Annotated in this window: 18 protein-coding genes; 6 read left to right on the top strand and 12 right to left on the bottom strand. The window is 46.2% G+C overall.

Translation table 11 applies throughout. The annotated features are described in order from the left end of the window. Positions 1 to 205: 205 nt before the first annotated feature. The 8 genes from BMW71_RS14010 to BMW71_RS13975 all read right to left on the bottom strand — a co-directional run bounded on the left by BMW71_RS14010 (position 206) and on the right by BMW71_RS13975 (position 8,068). Complete coding sequence (locus BMW71_RS14010; protein WP_092175196.1) at positions 206 to 1,090, bottom strand: diacylglycerol/lipid kinase family protein; 885 nt, start codon at positions 1,088 to 1,090, stop codon at positions 206 to 208. A 71-nt stretch (positions 1,091 to 1,161) separates the two neighbouring features. Next, positions 1,162 to 2,202, bottom strand: a complete 1,041-nt coding sequence (locus tag BMW71_RS14005; protein WP_092175193.1) for a phosphatase domain-containing protein — start codon at positions 2,200 to 2,202, stop codon at positions 1,162 to 1,164. Next, positions 2,199 to 3,599, bottom strand: a complete 1,401-nt coding sequence (locus BMW71_RS14000) for a TolC family protein (RefSeq protein WP_092175191.1) — start codon at positions 3,597 to 3,599, stop codon at positions 2,199 to 2,201. The genes BMW71_RS14005 and BMW71_RS14000 overlap by 4 nt, the downstream gene beginning before the upstream one ends. Beyond that, a complete protein-coding gene (locus BMW71_RS13995; RefSeq protein WP_092175189.1) occupies positions 3,596 to 4,951 on the bottom strand; it encodes an HlyD family secretion protein in 1,356 nt (451 codons plus the stop codon). The genes BMW71_RS14000 and BMW71_RS13995 overlap by 4 nt, the downstream gene beginning before the upstream one ends. A 5-nt stretch (positions 4,952 to 4,956) precedes the next feature. Further along, on the bottom strand, positions 4,957 to 6,669 hold the full coding sequence (locus BMW71_RS13990) for a peptidase domain-containing ABC transporter (protein ID WP_092175187.1): 1,713 nt from the start codon (positions 6,667 to 6,669) through the stop codon (positions 4,957 to 4,959). Further along, on the bottom strand, positions 6,662 to 7,339 hold the full coding sequence (locus BMW71_RS13985) for a TetR/AcrR family transcriptional regulator (RefSeq protein WP_092175184.1): 678 nt from the start codon (positions 7,337 to 7,339) through the stop codon (positions 6,662 to 6,664). The genes BMW71_RS13990 and BMW71_RS13985 overlap by 8 nt, the downstream gene beginning before the upstream one ends. 132 nt (positions 7,340 to 7,471) lie before the next feature. Continuing rightward, positions 7,472 to 7,852 carry a DUF983 domain-containing protein gene (locus tag BMW71_RS13980; protein WP_092175182.1) on the bottom strand — a complete coding sequence of 127 codons (381 nt, stop codon included), beginning with the start codon at positions 7,850 to 7,852 and terminating at the stop codon, positions 7,472 to 7,474. Between the two features lie 12 nt (positions 7,853 to 7,864). Further along, positions 7,865 to 8,068: a hypothetical protein gene (locus tag BMW71_RS13975; protein ID WP_092175180.1), complete on the bottom strand. Its 204-nt coding sequence runs from the start codon at positions 8,066 to 8,068 to the stop codon at positions 7,865 to 7,867. 634 nt (positions 8,069 to 8,702) lie between these two features. On the opposite strand from BMW71_RS13975, the gene serA reads away from it, so the two are divergent. The 6 genes from serA to BMW71_RS13935 all read left to right on the top strand — a co-directional run bounded on the left by serA (position 8,703) and on the right by BMW71_RS13935 (position 16,552). After that, positions 8,703 to 10,595 (top strand): phosphoglycerate dehydrogenase, encoded by a 1,893-nt coding sequence (gene serA / locus BMW71_RS13965; protein WP_092175175.1) that lies wholly within the window; start codon positions 8,703 to 8,705, stop codon positions 10,593 to 10,595. A gap of 728 nt (positions 10,596 to 11,323) precedes the next feature. After that, positions 11,324 to 12,247, top strand: coding sequence for a universal stress protein (locus BMW71_RS13955; RefSeq protein WP_092175170.1), 924 nt, complete (start codon positions 11,324 to 11,326; stop codon positions 12,245 to 12,247). 86 nt (positions 12,248 to 12,333) lie between these two features. After that, entirely contained in the window at positions 12,334 to 13,284 is a 951-nt protein-coding gene (locus BMW71_RS13950; protein WP_092175167.1) for a DUF4412 domain-containing protein, read from the top strand. 10 nt (positions 13,285 to 13,294) lie between these two features. Then, positions 13,295 to 13,789: a dihydrofolate reductase gene (locus BMW71_RS13945; RefSeq protein ID WP_092175165.1), complete on the top strand. Its 495-nt coding sequence runs from the start codon at positions 13,295 to 13,297 to the stop codon at positions 13,787 to 13,789. A gap of 108 nt (positions 13,790 to 13,897) precedes the next feature. After that, a complete protein-coding gene (locus tag BMW71_RS13940) occupies positions 13,898 to 15,157 on the top strand; it encodes a competence/damage-inducible protein A (RefSeq protein ID WP_092175163.1) in 1,260 nt (419 codons plus the stop codon). Between the two features lie 87 nt (positions 15,158 to 15,244). Beyond that, a complete protein-coding gene (locus BMW71_RS13935; protein ID WP_092175160.1) occupies positions 15,245 to 16,552 on the top strand; it encodes a dihydrolipoamide acetyltransferase family protein in 1,308 nt (435 codons plus the stop codon). On the opposite strand, the gene BMW71_RS13930 is transcribed toward BMW71_RS13935, so the two are convergent. The 4 genes from BMW71_RS13930 to BMW71_RS13915 are packed head-to-tail and all read right to left on the bottom strand — an operon-like array spanning position 16,545 to position 21,124. Further along, complete coding sequence (locus BMW71_RS13930) at positions 16,545 to 19,451, bottom strand: PAS domain-containing hybrid sensor histidine kinase/response regulator (protein ID WP_092175157.1); 2,907 nt, start codon at positions 19,449 to 19,451, stop codon at positions 16,545 to 16,547. The two genes, BMW71_RS13935 and BMW71_RS13930, sit on opposite strands and share 8 nt — an antisense overlap. Then, complete coding sequence (locus tag BMW71_RS13925) at positions 19,444 to 20,445, bottom strand: PDC sensor domain-containing protein (protein WP_092175154.1); 1,002 nt, start codon at positions 20,443 to 20,445, stop codon at positions 19,444 to 19,446. The genes BMW71_RS13930 and BMW71_RS13925 overlap by 8 nt, the downstream gene beginning before the upstream one ends. Positions 20,446 to 20,471: 26 nt before the next feature. Beyond that, positions 20,472 to 20,711 carry a hypothetical protein gene (locus tag BMW71_RS13920; protein ID WP_092175152.1) on the bottom strand — a complete coding sequence of 80 codons (240 nt, stop codon included), beginning with the start codon at positions 20,709 to 20,711 and terminating at the stop codon, positions 20,472 to 20,474. Next, positions 20,708 to 21,124 carry an OsmC family protein gene (locus BMW71_RS13915; protein WP_092175149.1) on the bottom strand — a complete coding sequence of 139 codons (417 nt, stop codon included), beginning with the start codon at positions 21,122 to 21,124 and terminating at the stop codon, positions 20,708 to 20,710. The genes BMW71_RS13920 and BMW71_RS13915 overlap by 4 nt, the downstream gene beginning before the upstream one ends. Between the last annotated feature and the right edge of the window lie 164 nt (positions 21,125 to 21,288).

The raw sequence follows: 21,288 nt of genomic DNA, 5'->3' as shown, positions 1-21,288 counted from the left end.
AACGATCGGTTGCTTCCGGACTGTTGCTCAGACATATAACGTTCGTCTCCTTCGTCCGATTTCTGACAACTCCATTTCGGTTTGTTCTGAAATAACCCCGTTAAACCAGGCTAAACAACCTGCAAAATTGAAAATAACTACCGGCAGTACACACCGATAACCGACCTCTTCTTTTTTGGAAGTACATGAATAAAACCAAGTTATTTTACGCTTCGTCTGAATCCATGTAATACAGGCACAATTCCCGTTTTCGAATGCGTACCTGCACGTGCTCGTCATTACCTACAGGTTCTCCATCCACGTGAAAGGCCGCCCGATCCGCATTGACCAGGTTTACCGAGGAGCAACTCCAAGTTTGAACGAAATCCAGTACTTTTAGTTCTTTTTTAAGTAAGGCATAGGTCAGTTCCATCCACTCTTGCATGCCTTGGGGGTTGAGTGCGATGACTTCAAAAACCCCATCGTCCATCCGCCCATCCGGGTTGATCGTAGCGCCGGTACCGTACTTTGTTCCGTTTGCAATCACCAGCATTTTGGCCGATGTCCACTGCTTTTCCTCGCCTATCTGCACTTCAAATCGATAGGGTTTGAGTTCAAAAAAACTTGATAGCGAGTTTTTAAAATACGCCATCATCCCACGCTCGTCCCCGTCTTCGAATTTTCGTATCAGGTCCGCATTGAATCCGAAATCGCACAGATGCAGGCAAGCTTCTCCATTGACTTCCAGCAGGTCCATTGGCTTATAGGTTTCGGCAGCCAGACAACTTAAACTATCCTCCCAGCTTTCAATACCCAGACAAGTAGCGAGGCCATTGGCAGAACCGAAAGGTATGGGAAGCAGGCAACACTTTTTTCCCTCTACTGCCTCCGCCACCATCTTTACCGTTCCATCACCGCCTCCTACCAGGATCAATTCGTAAGGCGTTTCGTCCACTAGTTTTCGGATCTTTTCACCGTCCTTTACGCCTGTGGTTTTCCAGACCTCAATGTCATAAGCCGGAAGTTGATCGCAAATAGTACCGACCATTTCGTCTTTATCGGGTAGGTCCCCGGAGAATGGATTAAGTACAAATAATATTGGTTGATTCATCGTACATAAAATTTACTAAACCACTGTAAACGGTTAACCTATTTTTCGATACATTATTCAGGCAGTATAGGTCAGACAACCAAATGCTTCTGCGCATGCAGCAATGCTTCGCGGGTGGTTTTGACCCAGGCCACCTTGTTTGGGGGAAGCAGTTGATTCAAATTATGTTCCCGCGCCGCATCCCCCTGCCGGACTTTGCGAATGTATACGGCCTCGACCCGGTCGGGAAAGCGACGAATGATTTCCGCGTACAATTCGGGATCGTGTTGCCCGCTATCACCAATCAGCAATACCCGCTGTTCCGGAAAAAACTCCATAAGGAATTGGATTTTTTCCAATTTATGTGCGTGGTTTCCTCCACCCGATTTCCAGATATTCTTCAGATTTATATGCCCATCTTTCAGCAAAATTGGGCCCAATGGTATGTTCCGGTACGATAAAAAATCTCGAATAAGGTCAAACAAGTTCCAATCGCTGCTGGAAACGTAAAAAACGGGATATTCCCCGTTTGCTGTTAACAATTGGTAGAATTCACTTACTCCGGGAAAGGGTCGTCGGGTGTAGGCATTTTTGGAAACAGACAACCAAAGCTTTTCTCCGATATTTGTCGCTTTCGAAATGATAACCGTGTCGTCAATATCAGAAATAACGGCTCGCGGGTACGGCTTGCGAATCCAATGTACACTTCGTTCCACCCAGCCCGTTTCGGGTACCAATCCTTGCTCTGGTACCAGCGAGAAACGAATCTTTTGTACTGCCTGCCTTTCCGCATCGGAAAAACGCAACATTTTTTCGAACAACCCTTCTGAGTCGGTGATCAATTCGGCCTGGTGTGACCCGTAAGCAAGTAGGATGGTTGCATCGGGTACGCTGCTGCCGGCGTACCGTCTCAGTGTGGCCAGCAGATTTTGTAAGGCGGTTTTCTTATCGGATGGCCGACTTTGCCGATAGGCCTCCACCACCCGCCCTTTGACAAACACCTTCCTCCCATTCCCGATGACCAGGAAAATTTCCAGTTTCAACCGGTCTAGTTTTCCGAGCTTCTTTTTAAGTTTGGCGAATGCGTAGCGAAAAGGACTGGAAAACCACCGGAATACAAAGAAGTGCTTCATGGGTTAACCCCTTCAAATCCCAGGCCAGCAGCAGTTCTAACTTTGGAAAAAGCAATATTTTTATCTACAAAGAGTGAATTATTGACCAGCAAGGCGTCGAAGAGGCTGGTTTCCCGGGCATTGATTAAGAACAACGAACTTTCTCCCAGGTCAAATTTCACACGCTCTCCTTCCAGGAGTCTTTCCAAACCACTGATATTGTCCCGAAATGTCGCGATTTGCTGGTTCAATACCTGGTAATCATTGAAGCCCTGCTCGAGTTTTGCGCGGAGCTGCTGGGATTTCAAGTCCCGCTTATTACCAACCATGGAAATTTTGGTCCTGGTGAGCCCCAAGCCCCCCCGGGCTTTTCGTAAGAACAATGGGGTGGCGATTTCTACGCCGAATTTATAATCGTTTTCCATAAATCCAATTCCTTCCATTCCCCCCAGGTTTTCGGTCAGAAAATTGTATTTTAATTTGACCGTGGGTTTGAGTTGCTCCGCCTTATAACGGCGCTCGATTTCCAGGTGGTCCAGGTCGTAGTCCAGCAGCCGCAGTTCGGGGTGCCGGGCCACCAACTCCCGAAATACCTCCCGGTTTATCCCCGAAGGGAAATATTCCTGCAATTCCTGCGGGATAACTTCTGGATCCAGGTAGATCGGATTTTGATCCATGTCCCATAGAAACACATTCAAATCCTGCGTACTGGCAAAAAAGCTGTTTTCCGCTTTCTGGAGCTGAATGGTCCGGCTTAGTACCTGTGTATAGGCTTCGACGGTGTCGATGGCCGGCAGATCACCTTGTTCGAAACTGGATACAATGCCTTCAAAGCGGATGGAGGCCAGTTTCAGCCCTTCTCTCCGTACTTCAAGATTCGCGTAGCTGCCAGCCCATTTCCAATAGGCTTTGACCGCTTCCAGGTACAAGTCATTCAGTACTTGAATCCGCTCCATCTCGGTGGACAGCGCAAAGATTTTTGCTTGTTGCAAGCTTGCTCTTCGCTCATCTATAAAGAGCCCCTTTCCCAGGTTGACCGCTGCACCGATGGCAAAAAGCCCACTTTCGGGAACAACATTTTCAGAATTCAGAAAATCCCCGGTATTTCGTTCCACCAGGCCCTGCAGCTCCACCCCCGCTAGCGTGGGCAACAAGAGCCCTGCTTCCTGGGTGTTGTAATATTCGGTACCCTTAAACTGTTTTTGGTCCATGTTTCCAAAAACCAAGGGATCAAAGGCGCCTCTGGCTGCCCGCAGTTCCTGTCTTCCCAGGTCGAGTGTTAGGTCCGCCTGTCTGGCCACGGGGTGGTAATCCCGAACCCAAACCATAAAATCGGTGTAAGAAAGTCTCTCCTGAGCCTCCGTCGATACGCAGGTGAACAGCAATAATCCACTTAAGAACAGTAATCGAAACCTCATTTCGTCTGACTTTTCATTTCCCTGACTTCTTTTAACGTGTAGTAATCCGGCGGGAATCCGTTCATTTGTCGCCATATTTCGTACCAGACCGGAACGTCATTGAGCAGGGCGATCCCGTCCGCTCCCGAGCCAATGCGCAACGCCTCCGGCCAGGGTTCCTCGTCCGGATCGGGTACCACAAGCAGACGGTACTGGTTGTTTGCACTGGTGAAATTGTCGATGGCGTAGACCCTGCCTCCAAAAGTTCCATTGGAAAGCTGGGGCCAGCCGGAAAAGACGATGGCCGGCCAGCCGTCAAAGATAAACCGGATCTTGTTTCCCACCTTGATCAATGGCAGGTCAATGGGGTCTATGTACATCTCGACGGCAAGCGAATAATTTTCCGGCATGATGCTGACGATTTCGGCTCCTTCTTTGATCGTTTCGCCCAAACCCACCTGAATGGCTTGCGTGACATAGCCCGATTGGGGCGCCAACACGTAATACATGCCCGATCGCACGGTATAGTTGGACAGCTCGTTTCGAAGTTTGGTGACCGTCGCTTCCGCATCGTACTGACTGGACAACGCCGTGTACCGTTCTGCGTTTACTTTAGCCAATTTGTCCCTGAAATCATTGTCTATGGCATTGAGCTCTATGGTAGCCATGATGACGCCGTTTCTACTGCTGAGCAGTTTGTTTTCGGCACTTATTTTTTTAGCCTGAGACTCCTGTAGTTTGATTCGCCGGGCTTCCAGGTCGGTAAGTGATTTTAAGCCCTCTTCGTAGAGTTTTTCCATACGCTCGTATTGCCTTTCCGCCACGATCAGGTTGACCTTTTCCGCTTCGAGCATGATGCTGTCGGAAAGCACACTCAATTGGGCCTGTTGAAGTTTGTTTTGTGCCTGTTCCTTTCGCAGCCGATTGTTTTGTTCCAGGGCCTGCAATTGATTTTCCTGTGCCTTGATCTTTTCTTCGTAGGACTTGACCGAAAGCTCCTTGGCACCCACCTGCAGGCGTGTCCTGTCTACGAGTTCGGGATCCATGTATTGATCCTTCACCTCGGAAAGAAACAAGATGGTATCCCCTTTCTGCACAAAGTCCCCCTCCTGCACGTACCACCGTTCGATCCTTCCCGGGATCACCGAGTGCACGGTTTGCGGGCGATGCTCGGGCTTCAGGGCCGTCACCATTCCCTGTGAGCGGAAGTTCTGCGTCCAGGGTAGAAATAAAAATACAAACCCTGCCAGGAGCAAGTACAGAAGTACCCGTATCCGTTTGCGACTCTGGTCGTTGGGTATGGTCATGTGGTAACTATCAAACAAGAATGGATTGATATACCCTTTCACGGAGTTTTTTGAAATATTCAGCATGGCTGTTAGTATTTTTTATTTTTTTTATACTGCTCAAAGGATTCAAAATCACCCTCAAGTACGACTTTTCCTGCATCCAATACCACGATTTTATCGGCTCGTCGGAGCAGCGCATCATCGGAAGAAACGGCTACCAACGTCCAGGGACCTGAAAAAATATAATCCAGCACGGTCCTCGCCTCGACATCGTTTAGATAATTAAGCTCCTGTTCCAGAAGCAGGAGTTTTGGATCGAAACACAGACTCCGGGCAAGAATAATTTTGCTGATGGTCGCATTATTTAAGTGCTTACCTTCCGGTAACAACTGGGTTTCCAAATCGTCTTTCAACCCGTATATATAGTCACTGAGTCCTACTACCTGCAATACGTCCCGAATTTTTGTTTCGGAGATGTGTTCATTTCCGACCGTGATGTTTTCACGTATGGTCCCATGAAAAATGGATTGTCTGGAAAGGCTATCCCCAATCATGGAACGTAGTTTTTCCAGGGCGAGGGTTTCCAATGGAAGTTTATTTATGATTACATTACCCTTGTAATCCTCGATCAATCCCGCCATTAACTGCAGGAAGGTACTTTTACCCGAGCCACTCTCTCCAGTAACGACGACCTTTTCTCCTGCTTTTATTTTTACATTGATGTCTTGAAGATTTGGGAATTTTTTGTCCTTGGGGTGAAAGGTCAGATCCTTAAACTCATAGGACAGCCCGGAAGCAGACTCCCCAAACGCCTTGTCTATTCCCTCGGATCGTTCCAAGTCCAGGTCCATTACCAGTCCCAGTTTTTCCGTGGCAGTGAGGGTGTCGTATACGGTCTCCAAACTCAAGATAAGTTTCTCGACCGAGTTAATGATCAAAACAATGATGATCTCCGCAGCGACAAATTGACCGATACTGATTTCGTTATTCATTAGCAACAAGCTTCCCGCCACCAGCAAGGTCACAATGATCAACACCTTGAAACCAATCATGATTTTGTACTGGAAAATCAAGACTGCAAAATGCGAATTCCGAAATTCCAGGTATTTTCCCATCAGTTTATCCACCCGCTTAAAGGGCAAGGGAGAAAAACCGGAGAGCTTAAAGGTACCCAAGGTGCGTGCGATTTCCTCCAGCCAATAAGCTACTTCGTATTTCGCGGAGGATTCTTTGAGGCTAGTAGCCATCCCCTTGGGGCTGGTATACCTAAATATTAGGTACAAAATCAACACCAGCATGACCGAAAATACGATAAAGAAGGGGTGGTAAATTGCCAGCAATATCAAGCCAAAGAACACTTGAAGGGATGCCGTACTGAAATCGATCAGCAACTTGGACAGGCCTTTTTGCAGATTGATCGTATCAAAAAACCGGTTTACCAGTTCCGGAGCAAATTTCCCGCGAAGCGCTTCGGTCTTGATTCGGGGAAGTCGGTAGGCAAACTCCATGGACGATTTCCCAAACACCCGCTGCTGCAGTTTCTCCGAAAGATACAATTGGCTGATTTGAAGGTAGCCGCCAAAAATAACCCCCAGGGCAACGATGACCACAAGCAAGACCCAAGAAGTCGTCAACCTGCCTCCAAGAATAAAATTCAGGATGGCCTGAATGCCCAAGGGCAGGGAAAGGGAAACCAACCCGTTGAGCACCGCATAAAAATAAATGGCGTAAATTTCCTTTTTCTCTTCCCTCAGCAGACTAAAGAATCTTTTCAGGGGGGTGTTGATTAAATCTTCATTCATCTTTTAGTGTTTTAAATACCAGATCAAAATAAAACCCCAATTTTTGATCGGCCTTCAGCCCGGATTCTGTCATTTTAGGCATGTGTCTCAGAAAAAAAGCATGCAATAATGTGGACTCCACCAGGGTAGTGACCAGGGTTTTGGGATAGGAATATTTCGGGTTTATCTCTTTGATTATCTGTGCGATTCTATCGGTCAACCGATAAAACTGGGTAAATAATCCGTTGCTATTTTCGGCGTCGATCTCTTTCGTCAAAAAAGCTTTGTACGACTCCTCGGTCACCAACACCCGCAATTTTTGAATATCAATGTAGATGTTTTGTTTGTATACCGGACCTTCTACGAGTAGTTGAATAGCCACCCGCATTTTGTCCTTCGGATCAAGCAAATTGGCCGTCACGAACACCAGGTTGTGCTCCAGCCAACCCCAATACCAATTGGTCAGGTAAAGCAATAACTTGTGTTTGTTTTCAAAATATCTATAAATAGCCGCTTCAGTACTGCCCACTTTCTCCGATAACTTCTTAAAATTAAACCCTTCCATGCCCAGGGTCTCAATTAATTCGGTTCCCTCCTGGATGATTCGCTTACCCAAATCCGAACTCAACGGATCTTTAAGGTAAATTTCTTGATTGACCGGAACAACAATCTGCGTTAAAATCTGCTCCATTTAAGTGTTAAGTAAAACTATATGACACCTTATACGAACCAACAAAAAGTAAGTTTTACTTACTAAGGAAAAATTAAAAAATTTCTTGTAGAAAAATTCACCCGGAAAAACACGTAATTCCTTTCGGCGAACCTATTTCTCGGGCTCGTAGCTGATCTTGCCTACACCGTATAAATAAAGCACCTTTGATATCCGCAGCATAACCGGCAACAACAAAATGTTGAAAAACAAAACGGATCCGATGTAGGCCATCAACTCCGGATCATCAAACAAGACGTTTAGCGCCACCATCACCGAAATAAAAAGCGCCACCGATAGCGCATAGCTGACGTACATGGCTCCGTAATAAAAATCCGGCTCGGGGACCAGTTCGACCCCGCAATTCGGACAGGTTTGGTTTACCTCCGTGAGTTTTCTAAAACTATAGAGCGAAACCGGAAAAATGGACCCCTTTCTGCACTTGGGGCATTTTGCGGTAAAAATGGCTTTTGTTAGGCTTGTCTCTTTTTCCATTGGTTACATGTATCACCGGATTTCATCCAGATCATAATCCTTCCCTTTACCCCATCGCAACAACTCCTCCAACTCATAAAATTCCAGGGTATCCAGGTCTTTCACTCGAAAGTTTTCCCTACCGGTTCGTTCCATGATTTCGAGGAAACGAATCTCACCATAATTCACCAGCCGATAGACTCGGCCTACCCTAATATTGTCGATTGCAAGTGGCATGGATTACGCGTGTCTTGGTGTTATTTTAAACGTGTTTTTTTATTTGTTGCCAGTCTACGTCTTTCCAAACTGCGGTAGCGGTAATTTGTTCTTTTTTGGGCTGAGCGGGTCCTGCCGCTGAGTCGCTCCAATCGGCATTCCTGCCAAACCTATAGCGACTGCCCGGGTCCCAACTCGCTTGTGCTAATCCAGCCGGGCCGGGTACAGCAAACGACTGGGGGTTTCAGGGTGCTTCCGCAGCTGTATTTATTGGGAGACTTCTACCGATCCAGCACCTTTCCTCCGCATATAAACAAGCCGCCGAATAGCCCCCGGAACAGGGATTGACGCATAGCCTATTCGATCTTCCTTAGCCTGGCACCGGTGAAATCCACCCCGGAATAAGGGATAACGTCCCAAGTAGACGAGTGCTTTCGCTGCGAATAGCCACGGAGCCCTGCCAGGTATAACAGCAAGGCCCATTTTGCCGGTGGACCGATTTAAGCCCATCAGCCGTGTTCCGATCCCTTCTCGCAAAGGTATACCCATTCCCGATTTTTTACCAATATCTGATCCTAAAAGTTATTTTGGGGGTTTACCTTCAAATTCCCTGATAATCTATTAATTTTGCAACTCATAAAAATTTTGCTGAAAAATGACCGTCACAAAAAAATTTATTATTGATTTTGACAGTACGTTTACAAAGGTCGAAGCCCTGGATATTTTGGGTGAAATAAGTCTGAAAGACGATCCCGATAAAGCCCAAAAACTACAGGCAATCAAAGACATCACCGATCAGGGCATGGAGGGGAAGCTCACGTTTCGAGAGAGCCTGGTACAGCGGCTAAATATACTTGATGCAAATAAAGAGCAAATCAATGAGTTGATCACTGCATTAAAAAAGAAGGTCTCCGATTCATTTCAACGAAATAAAGAGTTTTTAAAAGAAAATGCGGACGACATTTTTATAATATCCAATGGATTCAAAGATTTTGTCGTACCCATCGTAACGGGTTACGGCATCAAGCCGGAAAATGTCTTTGCCAATGAATTCGTCTACGATGAATCGGGAAAGATTTCTGGCTTCAACGAGGACAATCCCCTTTCCAAAAACAATGGAAAACCGGAAACCATTCGTAGCCTGAACCTGGAAGGCGACATTTACGTGATTGGTGACGGCTATACCGACTACGAAATAAAAGCTTCTGGTGTGGCCAATAAATTTTACGCATTTACGGAAAACGTGCACCGTCCTTCGGTTTCTTCAAAAGCCGACCACATTGCACCGAGTCTGGACGAGATTTTATACGTAAACAAGATGAATAAAAAGTTCTCCTATCCCAAAAGCAGAATAAACGTATTGCTTTTGGAAAACGTGCACCCAATTGGCATCGAACTGATGAAGCAGGAAGGATACAACGTAGAAGTTATCAGTTCTGCCCTTTCCGAAGAAGAACTTGCAGAAAAGATAAAAAAAGTATCCGTATTGGGTATCCGTTCCAAAACCCAGGTCACCGCCAGGGTATTGGAAAATGCCAACCGGCTGATCGCCATCGGTGCTTTTTGCATCGGTACCAACCAGATAGATTTAGAAACCTGTCAGGAGAAGGGCATTGCGGTATTTAACGCGCCTTTCAGCAACACCCGTTCCGTGGTGGAGTTGGCCATTGCCGAGATCATCTTCCTAATGCGTGGCCTAACCGATAAGAGCAGTAGCATGCATCAGGGAAAATGGGACAAGAGTGCCACGGGAAGTTTCGAAATCAGGGGCAAAAAACTGGGCATTATCGGGTACGGCAACATCGGCTCTCAACTTTCTGTTCTAGCGGAAAACATGGGGCTAGATGTATACTACTACGACGTCATCGAACGACTCGCACTGGGAAATGCGACAAAAATTGACTCGTTGGAGGAATTACTCCGGACCTGCGACGTTATCAGTTTGCATGTGGACGGCCGGAAGGAAAACGCCTTGCTCATCGACCGGGAGAAACTTGCGTTGATGAAAAAAGGGGCCTACCTTATCAACCTTAGCCGGGGACACGTGGTGGATGTACCTGCGTTAAAGGAGGCGCTGGAAAGCCAGCACCTGGCAGGAGCAAGTATCGACGTTTTTCCAAGTGAGCCCAAAAACAATTCCGAACCCTTCGTTTCGGAACTGATAGGACTTCCTAACACCATTCTCACTCCGCATATCGGAGGCAGTACACTGGAAGCCCAGGAAAACATCGCACGGTTTGTACCCGGAAAAATCATCGAATACATCAATACAGGCAACACGTTTAACAGCGTAAACTTTCCGAATATCCAGTTGCCCTTCCTGCAAAATGCGCATCGATTGATTCACATCCATTTAAACGAACCCGGAATCATGGCTCGGATCAACCGGGTGCTGGCCGATTGTTCGATCAACATCGTCGGTCAATACTTAAAGACCAACGAAAAGATCGGTTACGTAATCACGGACATTGACAAAGCATATAGCTCCAAAGTTATCGACGAGCTAAAGTCGCTTGAAGGAACCATTCGATTCAGGGTACTTTATTGAGAAATACACCCATTCTTTTCAGGAGGCTGCCGCGGCAGCCTCTTTTTTTTCCGATAAGGCTGGTTTTTCAACATCCTTTCACCGCGGATGGGGTATTATTTCGAAAAGCGCCCCAAAGACATCCGACCGAAAGCGGTGAACGAAGGCGGTTTCTCCTGTCAGGCAAACCAATCCGAGGAACCTTTGGGGAACTGCGCCTGGAAGAAGGTAGCTGCAGCCGGGCAGGAGCCGATAAAACATCAAAAGGGAGGCCGCATTGCGGTCTCCCTTTATAATTGGGCCCGGTTCCAGGAGTGTTACAAACCTCCGATATGACAGGATTTGAGCTGCACCTTCTTCGCAACCTTCCACTGTTATCCTGCATTCCAGAAGAATACGAGGTCTTTCACATGGAAAGATGAGGCCTGATTTTGAAGCAGTGCTTCACTCGGTATTTTAATCAACTTGTGAAGTTCGAACATGTCGCTGAACCGAACCCTGGATCAAATATACAACCTATTCCCCCAAACCTCAAATTAGAAGGGAGATCCGGCTTACCCCACAAACGACGAATTGCCCGAAAAAAACATTTTGGAAAAATTTCATGTAAATTGCGATCAAAATCGGCAAAAATTAGATTGTTTTGACGTTGAAATTTACTAATTTAAACCTTACGGTTTTTTAAAAAAAAACAGCAATACCGATGAAAAATAGTTATTTAAAGGAATTCATTTAGTTAACGACGAGGAATGTATCAAATCAAAAAAATCATTGTTTGTCTGGATCAAACCGAGATGGACAAAACACTGGTGAAATTTGCCGCATTTATAGCAAAGGCCAACCAATCAAAGAAGATTTATTTTACCAACGTCATTCGAAACCTGTCGATTCCGAAGGATATCCTTGCAGAGTTTCCCAACTTGATCAGCAACATGATTGAGGAAAGAAAAAACGAAATGAAACAGGTAGTTGCTGAAAATTTCCATCCGGAGCTCCAGATCAGCAGTTCCTATGTGGTCAAAGAGGGGCAGTTATCGAAAAAGATTTTAAAGCTAGCCAACGAAAAGTCCGCCGATATGATACTGGTTGGAAGGAAGACCTCGATTCCCGGTTCGGGGGTTGTCTCGCAGCGGCTGGCGAGAAGGGCCTCCTGTTCCTTGTTGATTGTGCCGGAAAATAGCCAGCCAAAAATCAAAAAAATCCTCGTTCCCAGTGACTTTTCGGATTACTCCAAAGACGCGCTGGAAGAGGCGATAGAAATCGCCGAAAAAAGTGAGCGGAAATCTGAAATCCTCTGTCAAAACGTGTATGCGGTCCCATCGGGGTATCATTTTACCGGGAAATCGTATGAAGAGTTTAGTCAAATCATGCTGGAACATGCCGAGACCAATTACCAAAAATTTATACGAAAGATTGATACCAAATCCATAAAAATCAAACCGCTCTATACCAAGGACCAGGACGACGACCCGGTAGAAGACATCATTCAAAAGGCTTTGGAGATTAAAGCAGATATCATCATTATCGGCGCCAAAGGCAGGACCGCCGCAACGGCCCTTTTTATCGGCAGTCTGGCCGAACGGCTGATTCAAATGAACGACAAAGTCCCCTTGCTGGTCACCCGGCCCAAAGGAAAAAACGCCGGTATACTCGAGTATATATTGGAGATATAACCCTATTCACATACAAGAATACATTGTTTAGGACTTTAAATATATATTTCATAATTTTAATTTTGAAATCAAAATCTATATCAACCATGAAATTTCTATTCTCTATTTCATTGTTTCTGATGCTGTCATTGATTGGTTTGGATGCGCAGGCACAACTACTGAAAAGGCTGAAAAATGCCGCTTCGGAGGGCGTTACCCGGGCCGTGGAAAGAACGGTTGAAAAAGAGGTAGCCAAAGCCACGCAGCGCCAACTGGAAAAGGCATTTAGTAATCTTTACGGCGATATGGGAGAAGTCGAAGGTGGTACGCCGGGTGAAACCTACGACTATAGCAAGATCATGAGCTCGATCAACATGGATGTGGAAACGGAAAGCGCGTACGATTTTTCCGGAGTTGCGGTCATGGAAATACAAAGTACGGACGAGAAAGGAAAAGCAGACGATCCTATCGTATTCAATTCGCTACTCTCCGAAAACCCGGATTATTTTGGAATGGAGTACATCGAATCGGGCAACAAAAAATCATCCGAAAAATCCGTGATTATCATGGATCACAAGAATAAAGCGACGGTCATGCTCATGGAGAACGATGAGGAAAAATCCAGTATGGCATTTTCCATTGATTGGGGTGGCATGATGGAAGCAGTTGAATCGGATCCCGGCGCCGAATCGGAATCCTTCGATGCATCGGATATTACCTTTGAGAAAACAGGAAACACAAAGGACATCCTCGGATATACCTGTGAGGAATACCGCGTTGTGAGCGAGGATACCGAGGGGAATTATTGGATCAGTCAGGACCCCATCGCAGGATTAGAATCCTTTTGGAGCAAAAATAGTCCCTTCGTTACCAAAAAAATGAAAGAGGAAAACCAGGAATACTTCAACAATTTACCGAAAGGAAACATCCTCGAAATGGACTTCGCCAGCAAGGAAGATCAAAGCCGATCGCAGATGAAAATGATTGAAATTGACACCAATCGGGCCAATCATTTTGAATTAGCGGATTATCCAAATGTCATGAAAGGCGCAAAATAAATCTTCTTCGATGATAGTTTCAATTATTGTGGCAAAAGCCACCAATAATGCGATCGGAATAAACGGTGAGTTGCCCTGGCGTTTGCCTTCGGACCTCAACCATTTTAAGCGAACCACCTCCGGGCACCACGTGATCATGGGTAGAAAGACCTTTGTTTCCCTTGGAAAACCCCTCCCGGGGAGAACACACATTGTGGTTACCCGAAATCCAGACTTCAAGGTGCCGGCTGGTCATTTTGTGGCCAACAACCTGGAAGAAGCATTGTCTCGTGCAAAATCGGAAGGGATCGATCGGGTATTTATTTTGGGGGGAGCAGAAATTTACAAAGATGCACTACCCCTGGCAGACGAAATGATCATCACGGAAATCGAAGCAAATCCAGCAGCAGATACATTTTTCCCTACATACGATCCGGATAAATGGGAAGTGATGGAAAAAACCCGGGTCGAAAAAAGTGATCAAAATCCATACACCCACACCTTTGTCACCTATCGAAAAAAATAACCCCTCCCGATACCCCGCATTCCCGGTTGGCGGCAAATTATAAAAACAAATCCATGACCCTGTCCGGAAACTTTTTAATTTTGGTTACTAAAAAATAATCCCCCCTTTATGCATCAATCGGTAAATGCAGAAATTATATCCATAGGAGATGAACTTCTCTATGGGCAAATCATGGACACGAACAGCAAGTGGCTCAGTGAAGAGATGGACAAAATCGGAATCCGGGTAGTCAGACGGACTACGGTAGGTGACGACGAAAAATCCCTCCTGGACGCGTTCAACGCTGCCTCCCGCAGGGCAGACGTCATCTTGATGACCGGCGGCCTGGGTCCGACCAAGGATGACCTTACCAAACAGCTCCTTGCTGCTTACTTCGGGAGCAGCCTAACCTTATTCCCGGATGCCCTGGAAGATGTCCGCAGGCTATTCGAAAGCAGGGGAAAAGAATTGACCCCCACCAATCGGGGGCAGGCATACTTACCTTCTAACTGTACGTACATTCGCAACGCCGTGGGAACCGCTCCCGGGATGTGGTTTGAAGAAGCCGGCAAAATCTGGATGTCTATGCCGGGCGTACCCCATGAGATGAAATACTTAATGGAGCAGGAAGTTATCCCGAGGCTTAAAAAAGCCTATCGCTTGCCCGTGATCTATCACAAACTGATCCGTACCGTGGGGATTGGCGAAAGCTGGCTTTCCGATTTAATTTCGGAATGGGAAGAAAAGTTACCGGATCACATTCGCCTGGCTTATTTGCCCTCCCTGGGAGAGGTAAAGCTTCGCCTGACGGGGTTTGGTACCGATCAAGACCGCATTGCGAGCGAAGTTGAGGAACAAATCGACCGGCTCAAACCGCTAATTCCCCAGTACATTTATGGGTACAACCAGGAAACATTGCCCGTAGCCATTGGCCATTTGTTGACACAAAGAGGTGAAACCCTTGCACTCGCCGAAAGCTGCAGCGGAGGTTATATTGCTCACCTCATAACTGGGATTGCTGGCTCCAGCAACTATTTTAACGGAGGTATTATTCCCTATCACAATGCGTACAAGGAACAATTATTGGGGGTATCCGGAGCGGTTTTGCTGCGAGAGGGGGCGGTAAGCGAAGCAACAGTGATAGAAATGGCAACCCAGGTACGAGAGAAATTCAATGCCAGCTACGGCTTGTCCTCGAGTGGTATTGCTGGTCCTGGAGGGGGAACGGAGGAAAAACCAGTGGGTTTGGTTTGGATCGCCTGTCACAATGGGCAGCGTTGCTTCACCAGAAAACTGCAACTTACCCAAGACCGAACAGTAAACATTCACCTGACCGCAGTCGCCGCGTTGAATTTATTGAGACAGACCGTATTACAACAAGCAGAATAAAATTTAAAGGGTTTCCTTTTGCAAAGCAGTTCCTAAATTTTAGTTTTATACTCAGAGGCAAATTCAAAAGTATTTTACAGAAGCAGTATGGCAACAGTAGAAATGGTGATGCCCAAGATGGGGGAAAGCATAATGGAGGGCACAATCCTTTCCTGGTTAAAAAAAGAAGGGGACCTGATCGAGCAGGATGAATCCGTTCTGGAGGTAGCCACCGACAAAGTGGATACGGAAGTCCCTGCTACCCACTCGGGCATCCTTAAGTCCATCCTGGCACAGGAAGGAGAGGTAGTGGAAGTAGGTAAGCCAATTGCGCTGATTGAAACAGTCGGGAGCGAAGGATCCGACGAAACACCGGAAACGAACACGCCTGCTGCTAAGCAAAGCGAACCTGCCCCCGCTGCCGGAGAAACAGAGCTACTACCTGAGATACCACCGTATACCTCACTGATTCTTGGGGCAGTTTCGAAAGAAGAACGAGAAAAAATTGCAGCGAAAAAATTTTATTCCCCATTGGTACTGAGCATCGCCAAAACGGAAAATATCGATTTTAAAGAACTGGCTGGCCTACCCGGAACAGGAAAAGACGGACGCGTAACGAAAGCAGATATCCTTGCCTATGTAGCGAAGAAAAAAACAGAAGGGGCTCCGACTTCCACGATGGAAGAGCCCGTTCCAATCAGTGAGGGGGAGGACGAAATCATTGAAATGGACCGGATGCGGAAGATGATTTCCCAGCGTATGCTGGATTCCAAAAATATATCGGCGCACGTGACCTCCTTTGTCGAAGCGGACCTCACAAAAATCGTGCTCTTCCGCAACAAGATCAAAGAGACGTTTCGAGAAAAGGAGGGCGAATCGCTCACCTTTACCCCTTTCTTCGTCATGGCGATCGCCAAAGCCTTGAAGGATTTTCCGATGATTAATATTTCCGTTGAAGGAGATCGGATCATCAAGAAAAAGAATATAAACATAGGAATTGCCGTGGCCCTCGCAAACGGGAACCTGATTGTGCCGGTAATCCGACAGGCCGATCGGTATAGCTTGACCGGGCTATCCAAAAAGATCAACGACCTGGCAAAGCGGGCGAGGGAAAATAAATTGAATGCGGAAGAACTCAAAGGTGGTACCTATACCTTATCCAATATTGGCTCCTTCGGCAATATCATGGGTACGCCCATCATTGTACAGCCCCAGGTAGCCATCCTGGCCGTAGGTACCATTACCAAGAAACCCGCTGTGGTGGAAACTCCCACCGGGGACATGATCGGTATTCGCCACAAAATGATATTGTCCCATTCCTACGATCACCGGGTTATTGATGGAGCATTGGGCGGGATGTTCGTGAAAAAAGTAGCCGACTACCTGGAAGGCTTTGATTTGGAAACGGTTATTTAACCTCCTTGCTGGCTGCCATTGCACAGGATTTTATCGTATTTACGATCTGTTCGATTTTGACTGGCTTCGTTAGGTAATCATTCATTCCGATGGAAAGCGCATGCTCCACGTCTTCTTTGAATACGCTTGCCGATAATCCCACAATCCTCACCGCTTTACCGTACGCCATGGTCCGGATTGCTTTGGTCGCGTCCATTCCGTTCATTCCGGGCATTTGGTTGTCCATAAAGATCAGGTCATACTTCTTTTTTTCGACGCAGGCTATGGCCTCCATACCATTCATGGCGATGTCGGGTTCGTAGCCCAATTGACTCAAAAGCATTCCCATAAACTTAAGATTGATCTCGTTATCTTCAACAATTAGAATATCGAGAGGAAAGTCTTCCCCGATTGTTTCAAAACTCACCGTATCCTTGATTCCGGCAGGGATCTCAGCATCGATTTCAACCTGTTCTCCGTTGATGTAGGATATCAAGGTAAACGAAAAGGTAGATCCTACACCAAGTTCACTTTCTATCTGCAATACCCCCCCCATCAATTCAATCAATTTATTGGCAATAGCCAGGCCCAGACCCGTCCCTTTGTATTCTCCATTAGAAGCTGCATTGGCCTGAGTAAAGGGTTTCACCAATTCCGGCAACTTTTCCCTGGCAATGCCTACACCATCGTCTTCCACTGCACAATGGAGAATCAGGTTGTGGGAAAATAATTTCTCCCCTTTTAAGTAAACCGCTATTTTACCGTTCTTTTGGGAATACTTAACGGCGTTTCCTATGATGTTAAAGAATATCTGGGTCAATTTCTCCCGGTCCAAAACCACTGCTTCCGGGAGGGTCGCATCCACATCCAGCCGAATCGAAAGGGATTTCTCCTGGGCCATGCCGGAAAAGACGTTAATGATGCGTTCCATCTCCGGTTTTAGCTTAAAAAGTACAGGATTCAATTCCATTTTGCCCGCCTCAATCTTAGAATAGTCCAGAATGTCATTCACAATATGGAGGAGCGATTCTCCAGAATCACCAATAATAGATAGCAACTCCCGCTGCTCGTCAGTCAGGGAGGTTTTGCTGAGCAGCCCCGTGATCCCCAACAGCCCGTTTAACGGCGTTCTGATTTCATGGCTCATATTCGCCAGGAAATTTGACTTTTCCCGGTTGGCTATTTCGGCAGCTTCTTTTGCTTCCCGCAGTCCCTTTTCCCAGAGCTTCTGCCCGGTGATATCTCTGGCAACAGATATCATCCGCTTGTCATCCAATTTAAAAAACCGAACCTCAAAATACCGTCGGCCAATATCCAAGAGTAAATCCAACTCTTCGGTTTGCATCTTACCCGTCATCACGGACCGTTTGAAGGCCCGCATAGCCCGCTCTCCGGACTCTCCGGTAAGCATCTCGCTAATATTTTTTCCCAACGCTTTTTGCGGAGGCTGAAGCAAGAGCTCGTCGTTGTGCACGTAATAGTCCAAAAAGTCACCTTTGTTATTGTAAATAAATATGGTGTCTGGCAAGCTGTTCAATACCGATCGAAGCCGATTTTCACTGCGTATCAATTCCTGATCCGCCATGTACTTGTCATTGATGTCCGTGCAAATACCGACCGCACCAGCGAAATTGCTCCGTTCATCGTAAATGAGTTTCTCAAATATCTTAACCCGAATGGGACTTCCCTGCTTTTGGTTGGAATTGGATTCGTAGTAGTAAAAATCAGCTTTCCTCTCGATGGCTTCCTTTTTGCTGACCGAAAACCCACCCGAATCGTCACACATCCATTCCCCTACCGAAAGCGAAAGGAATTCCTCCGCGGAGTAACCCAGCACCTCCGTTACATTGTCACTGACTTTATACAGGTTTAGGTCTTCATTTTGGTAATAGATAAACCCCCTGGACTGCTGCAATAACATGGTTTGCTGTTTCAATAATTGATCCAGATCGCGTGATTTTTTTTCCAGCAAATGGTTGTTTTCGCTGGTAACCTTGAAATATTTTGACAGGAAATAGACCACAAACAGCAACAGGGCAAAAAGTGAAAGAAACAAGTAGAAATAATTGGCAAATAGCCCAGATACCACAGTGGATTTGTTTTGGGTAAACACAAAAGCAATAGGGCTTTTAAGTTCAAGCCTAAACAGGGTAAAGGGATACTGAATCAGCAAGGATTCCTGGCTTCCGAATGCTTCTCCGACTTCCAATAGCCCCTCGTATTGCCCCCGCAATCCTCCCCGTATTTCTCGCTCTACTGCTTCCCGCAATCTAGGTTCCAACGCAACGGGAAGTTGCATGGAATCGTCGATCAATTGAAAAAAGCTACCTTCAAAATACACCAATTTCGTCGTATTTGGCCCCAGGTAATAGTTGACCAAATGCCTGGAAAAATACATACCAAGGTTCAGTTTGGCCAGCAATGCCACGTTACCCTTGTCCGATTTCACCCGGAAGCAATAACGGCAAGATGCGGCATCAATTGACTGCGCCGACTCGGTAATCGAGAAATAATTGGCATCCGATACCCGGTAGGCTTTCCTGAAATCTCCTTTTTCGATGATCAGGGTGTCGATCAGATTGATGTAGTTATTCAGCAGCCGCCTTACCCTTGCTTCATCCACGTTGGGATTCAGGGGGAGATCGCTATCGTTTGCCGACCGCTCTTGATTGTTGGCATAAAAAATTAAATCTTCGTACAAATTGTTAAAATTCCGCTGGGCTTCGTTTGCTGCCAATTCTACCTGTTTGTTCAAGAATACCTTTCGGTTTTCCACCAGGTTTTGGGACAAAGCGTTGTAAAATAAAAAAGCAAGGGTCACTGTAAACAAAATTGCACCGATACTAAGTCCGATTAGCCACCAAAACCGCTGGGCCTCCCGCCTGTTTTTACCCTCCTTATGCCCGCTTTCCCTAGTCATGGATATCCAATAAATACCAGCCCATTATATTCATTCGCTTGCAATACGCCTCAAATAGCCTGCCCCCCAACTCGAAGCTGTGGTAGTTTTCTTTCTCCAAAAGAAATTTGGAACCCATTCGCCGTACCTCTTTACTTTTGCTCTTAAACAAGTTAAAATCTTCCTTTCGGAAATTATCGGAATGAATGGTTTGCAAATAGGCGTGGTTTTTCAGCGGGGGCATGCTCAATGCCTCGATCGCTTCCGCCTTTCCTGCCACGATGGTCCCCTGACTGTCAACGAGCATCAATTTCTTATCGGAAGATTCCAAAAACGCATTCATTAAATCCGATAGGGTAATGTCAAAACCCAAAACCCCCTTCAATGCCCCCCCGGAATAGACCGGATGTATCAGGGATAATATCCAACCCCTACCTACGGGATCGATGTACACTTCCTCTACCCAAACGGCCTTTTTGCTCGGGTTTTTGTCTGGGTCGGCCAGGTAATAAAAATTAAATGCGGTCACATCCAACGCCGGATCTATGGAATTCAGTAAGTCATACGGCGGGTACAACCTGCTGAAATTACTGGCTGCGTTGAAATAAACCTGACAGACCATTTGGCGCTGCTCTACAATCTCCCGAAAAGCGGCATCCATTGGCTCGGTCGTAAACACCTCCCTCTTGGCAAGTGCTTTATTTGACGAGGACAGGGAAACAAAAACGGTGCTCTCCTCTCCGGACTCATTCGGATTGTAGAAGAAGCCATTTTCATCGGTGAAATACTTATTCTCCTGCACAAGTGAAATCAGGCTATCGGATTGCTGAAACAAGGTAGATGAATAGCGCGCCAAGGCCGAAATATCTGCTTCCAGCGGCAGCAAATCCGCCTCTACTTTTCGAATCACCGAATCCAACAGCTGCAAATGATGCGCTCCCTCCCCGACAGTGTCCGGTTGGCAAGCGCTAGAAAACAATAATAGAGCAATTAGTATGAAAAATAAATATTTCATCTTTGAATAATTAAAGATAACCAAAGTTAGAAATTTTTCAAAGCTTTTTGAAGGGATTGATTCATTTCGTCAAATCTTTCTTTCACCTGATCGAAAAATGTCCCTTGGGTCAACTCCTCCAAATCGCTTTCGTCTGTGACATCCAATGCCGCTATTTTGAAAGTCTGCTCCATGCCACCGGCTTCGAACTTCAGTAAATACTTATTATTCCAATCAAAAAGGGTGATTTTGATGCCGTCCTTGGTAAAATCGCTCACTACCCTCATATTGGCCGGATTACCTCCGCTGTATGGATTATTTCAGACTTCAGGGAGGAAGCGACCGAGCAATACTTCTCAACAGCTAGCGTTACCACCTTCTCAAACTCCTTCTGCGTTGCATCTGGGGAAGTCAAAATAAAATGCAAATGAATGGATTCGTAGAAAGAAGGGATGCCCTCACTGCGCGTACCTTCCGCTTTTATTTTAAAATCCGTTACTCCTTTGCGCTTTTTTTTCATCATTTGTACGGCGTCCACTGCGGAGCAGCCTGCCAGCGCGGAAAGCAGCAATTCCATGGGTGATTGGTGTTGCTTTTCCGTTTCGGGATACATGTCAATTTGTACGTTGTTTCCGGTTGCATTTACTGATTCGTATTCATGATCAGCAATCATTCGAAGGGTAATCTGCTTTTTACTCATGTTTGGATCGAAAATAATAAAATTTGGTCAATTGACAATAACTTAGGATTACGGTAAATGGTTCGGCAATTAAAGAAAAATACCCTTGAATCCGAAGGTGGTTTATGCGATTTTTTCTCCCTTCTATACCACTTCTTTTCCGATTTCTTTACCCAGGGGCGTTT

Source organism: Cyclobacterium xiamenense, from assembly GCF_900109255.1.
GTDB lineage: Bacteria > Bacteroidota > Bacteroidia > Cytophagales > Cyclobacteriaceae > Cyclobacterium > Cyclobacterium xiamenense.
This window is presented reverse-complemented; position numbering and strand designations above follow the sequence as displayed.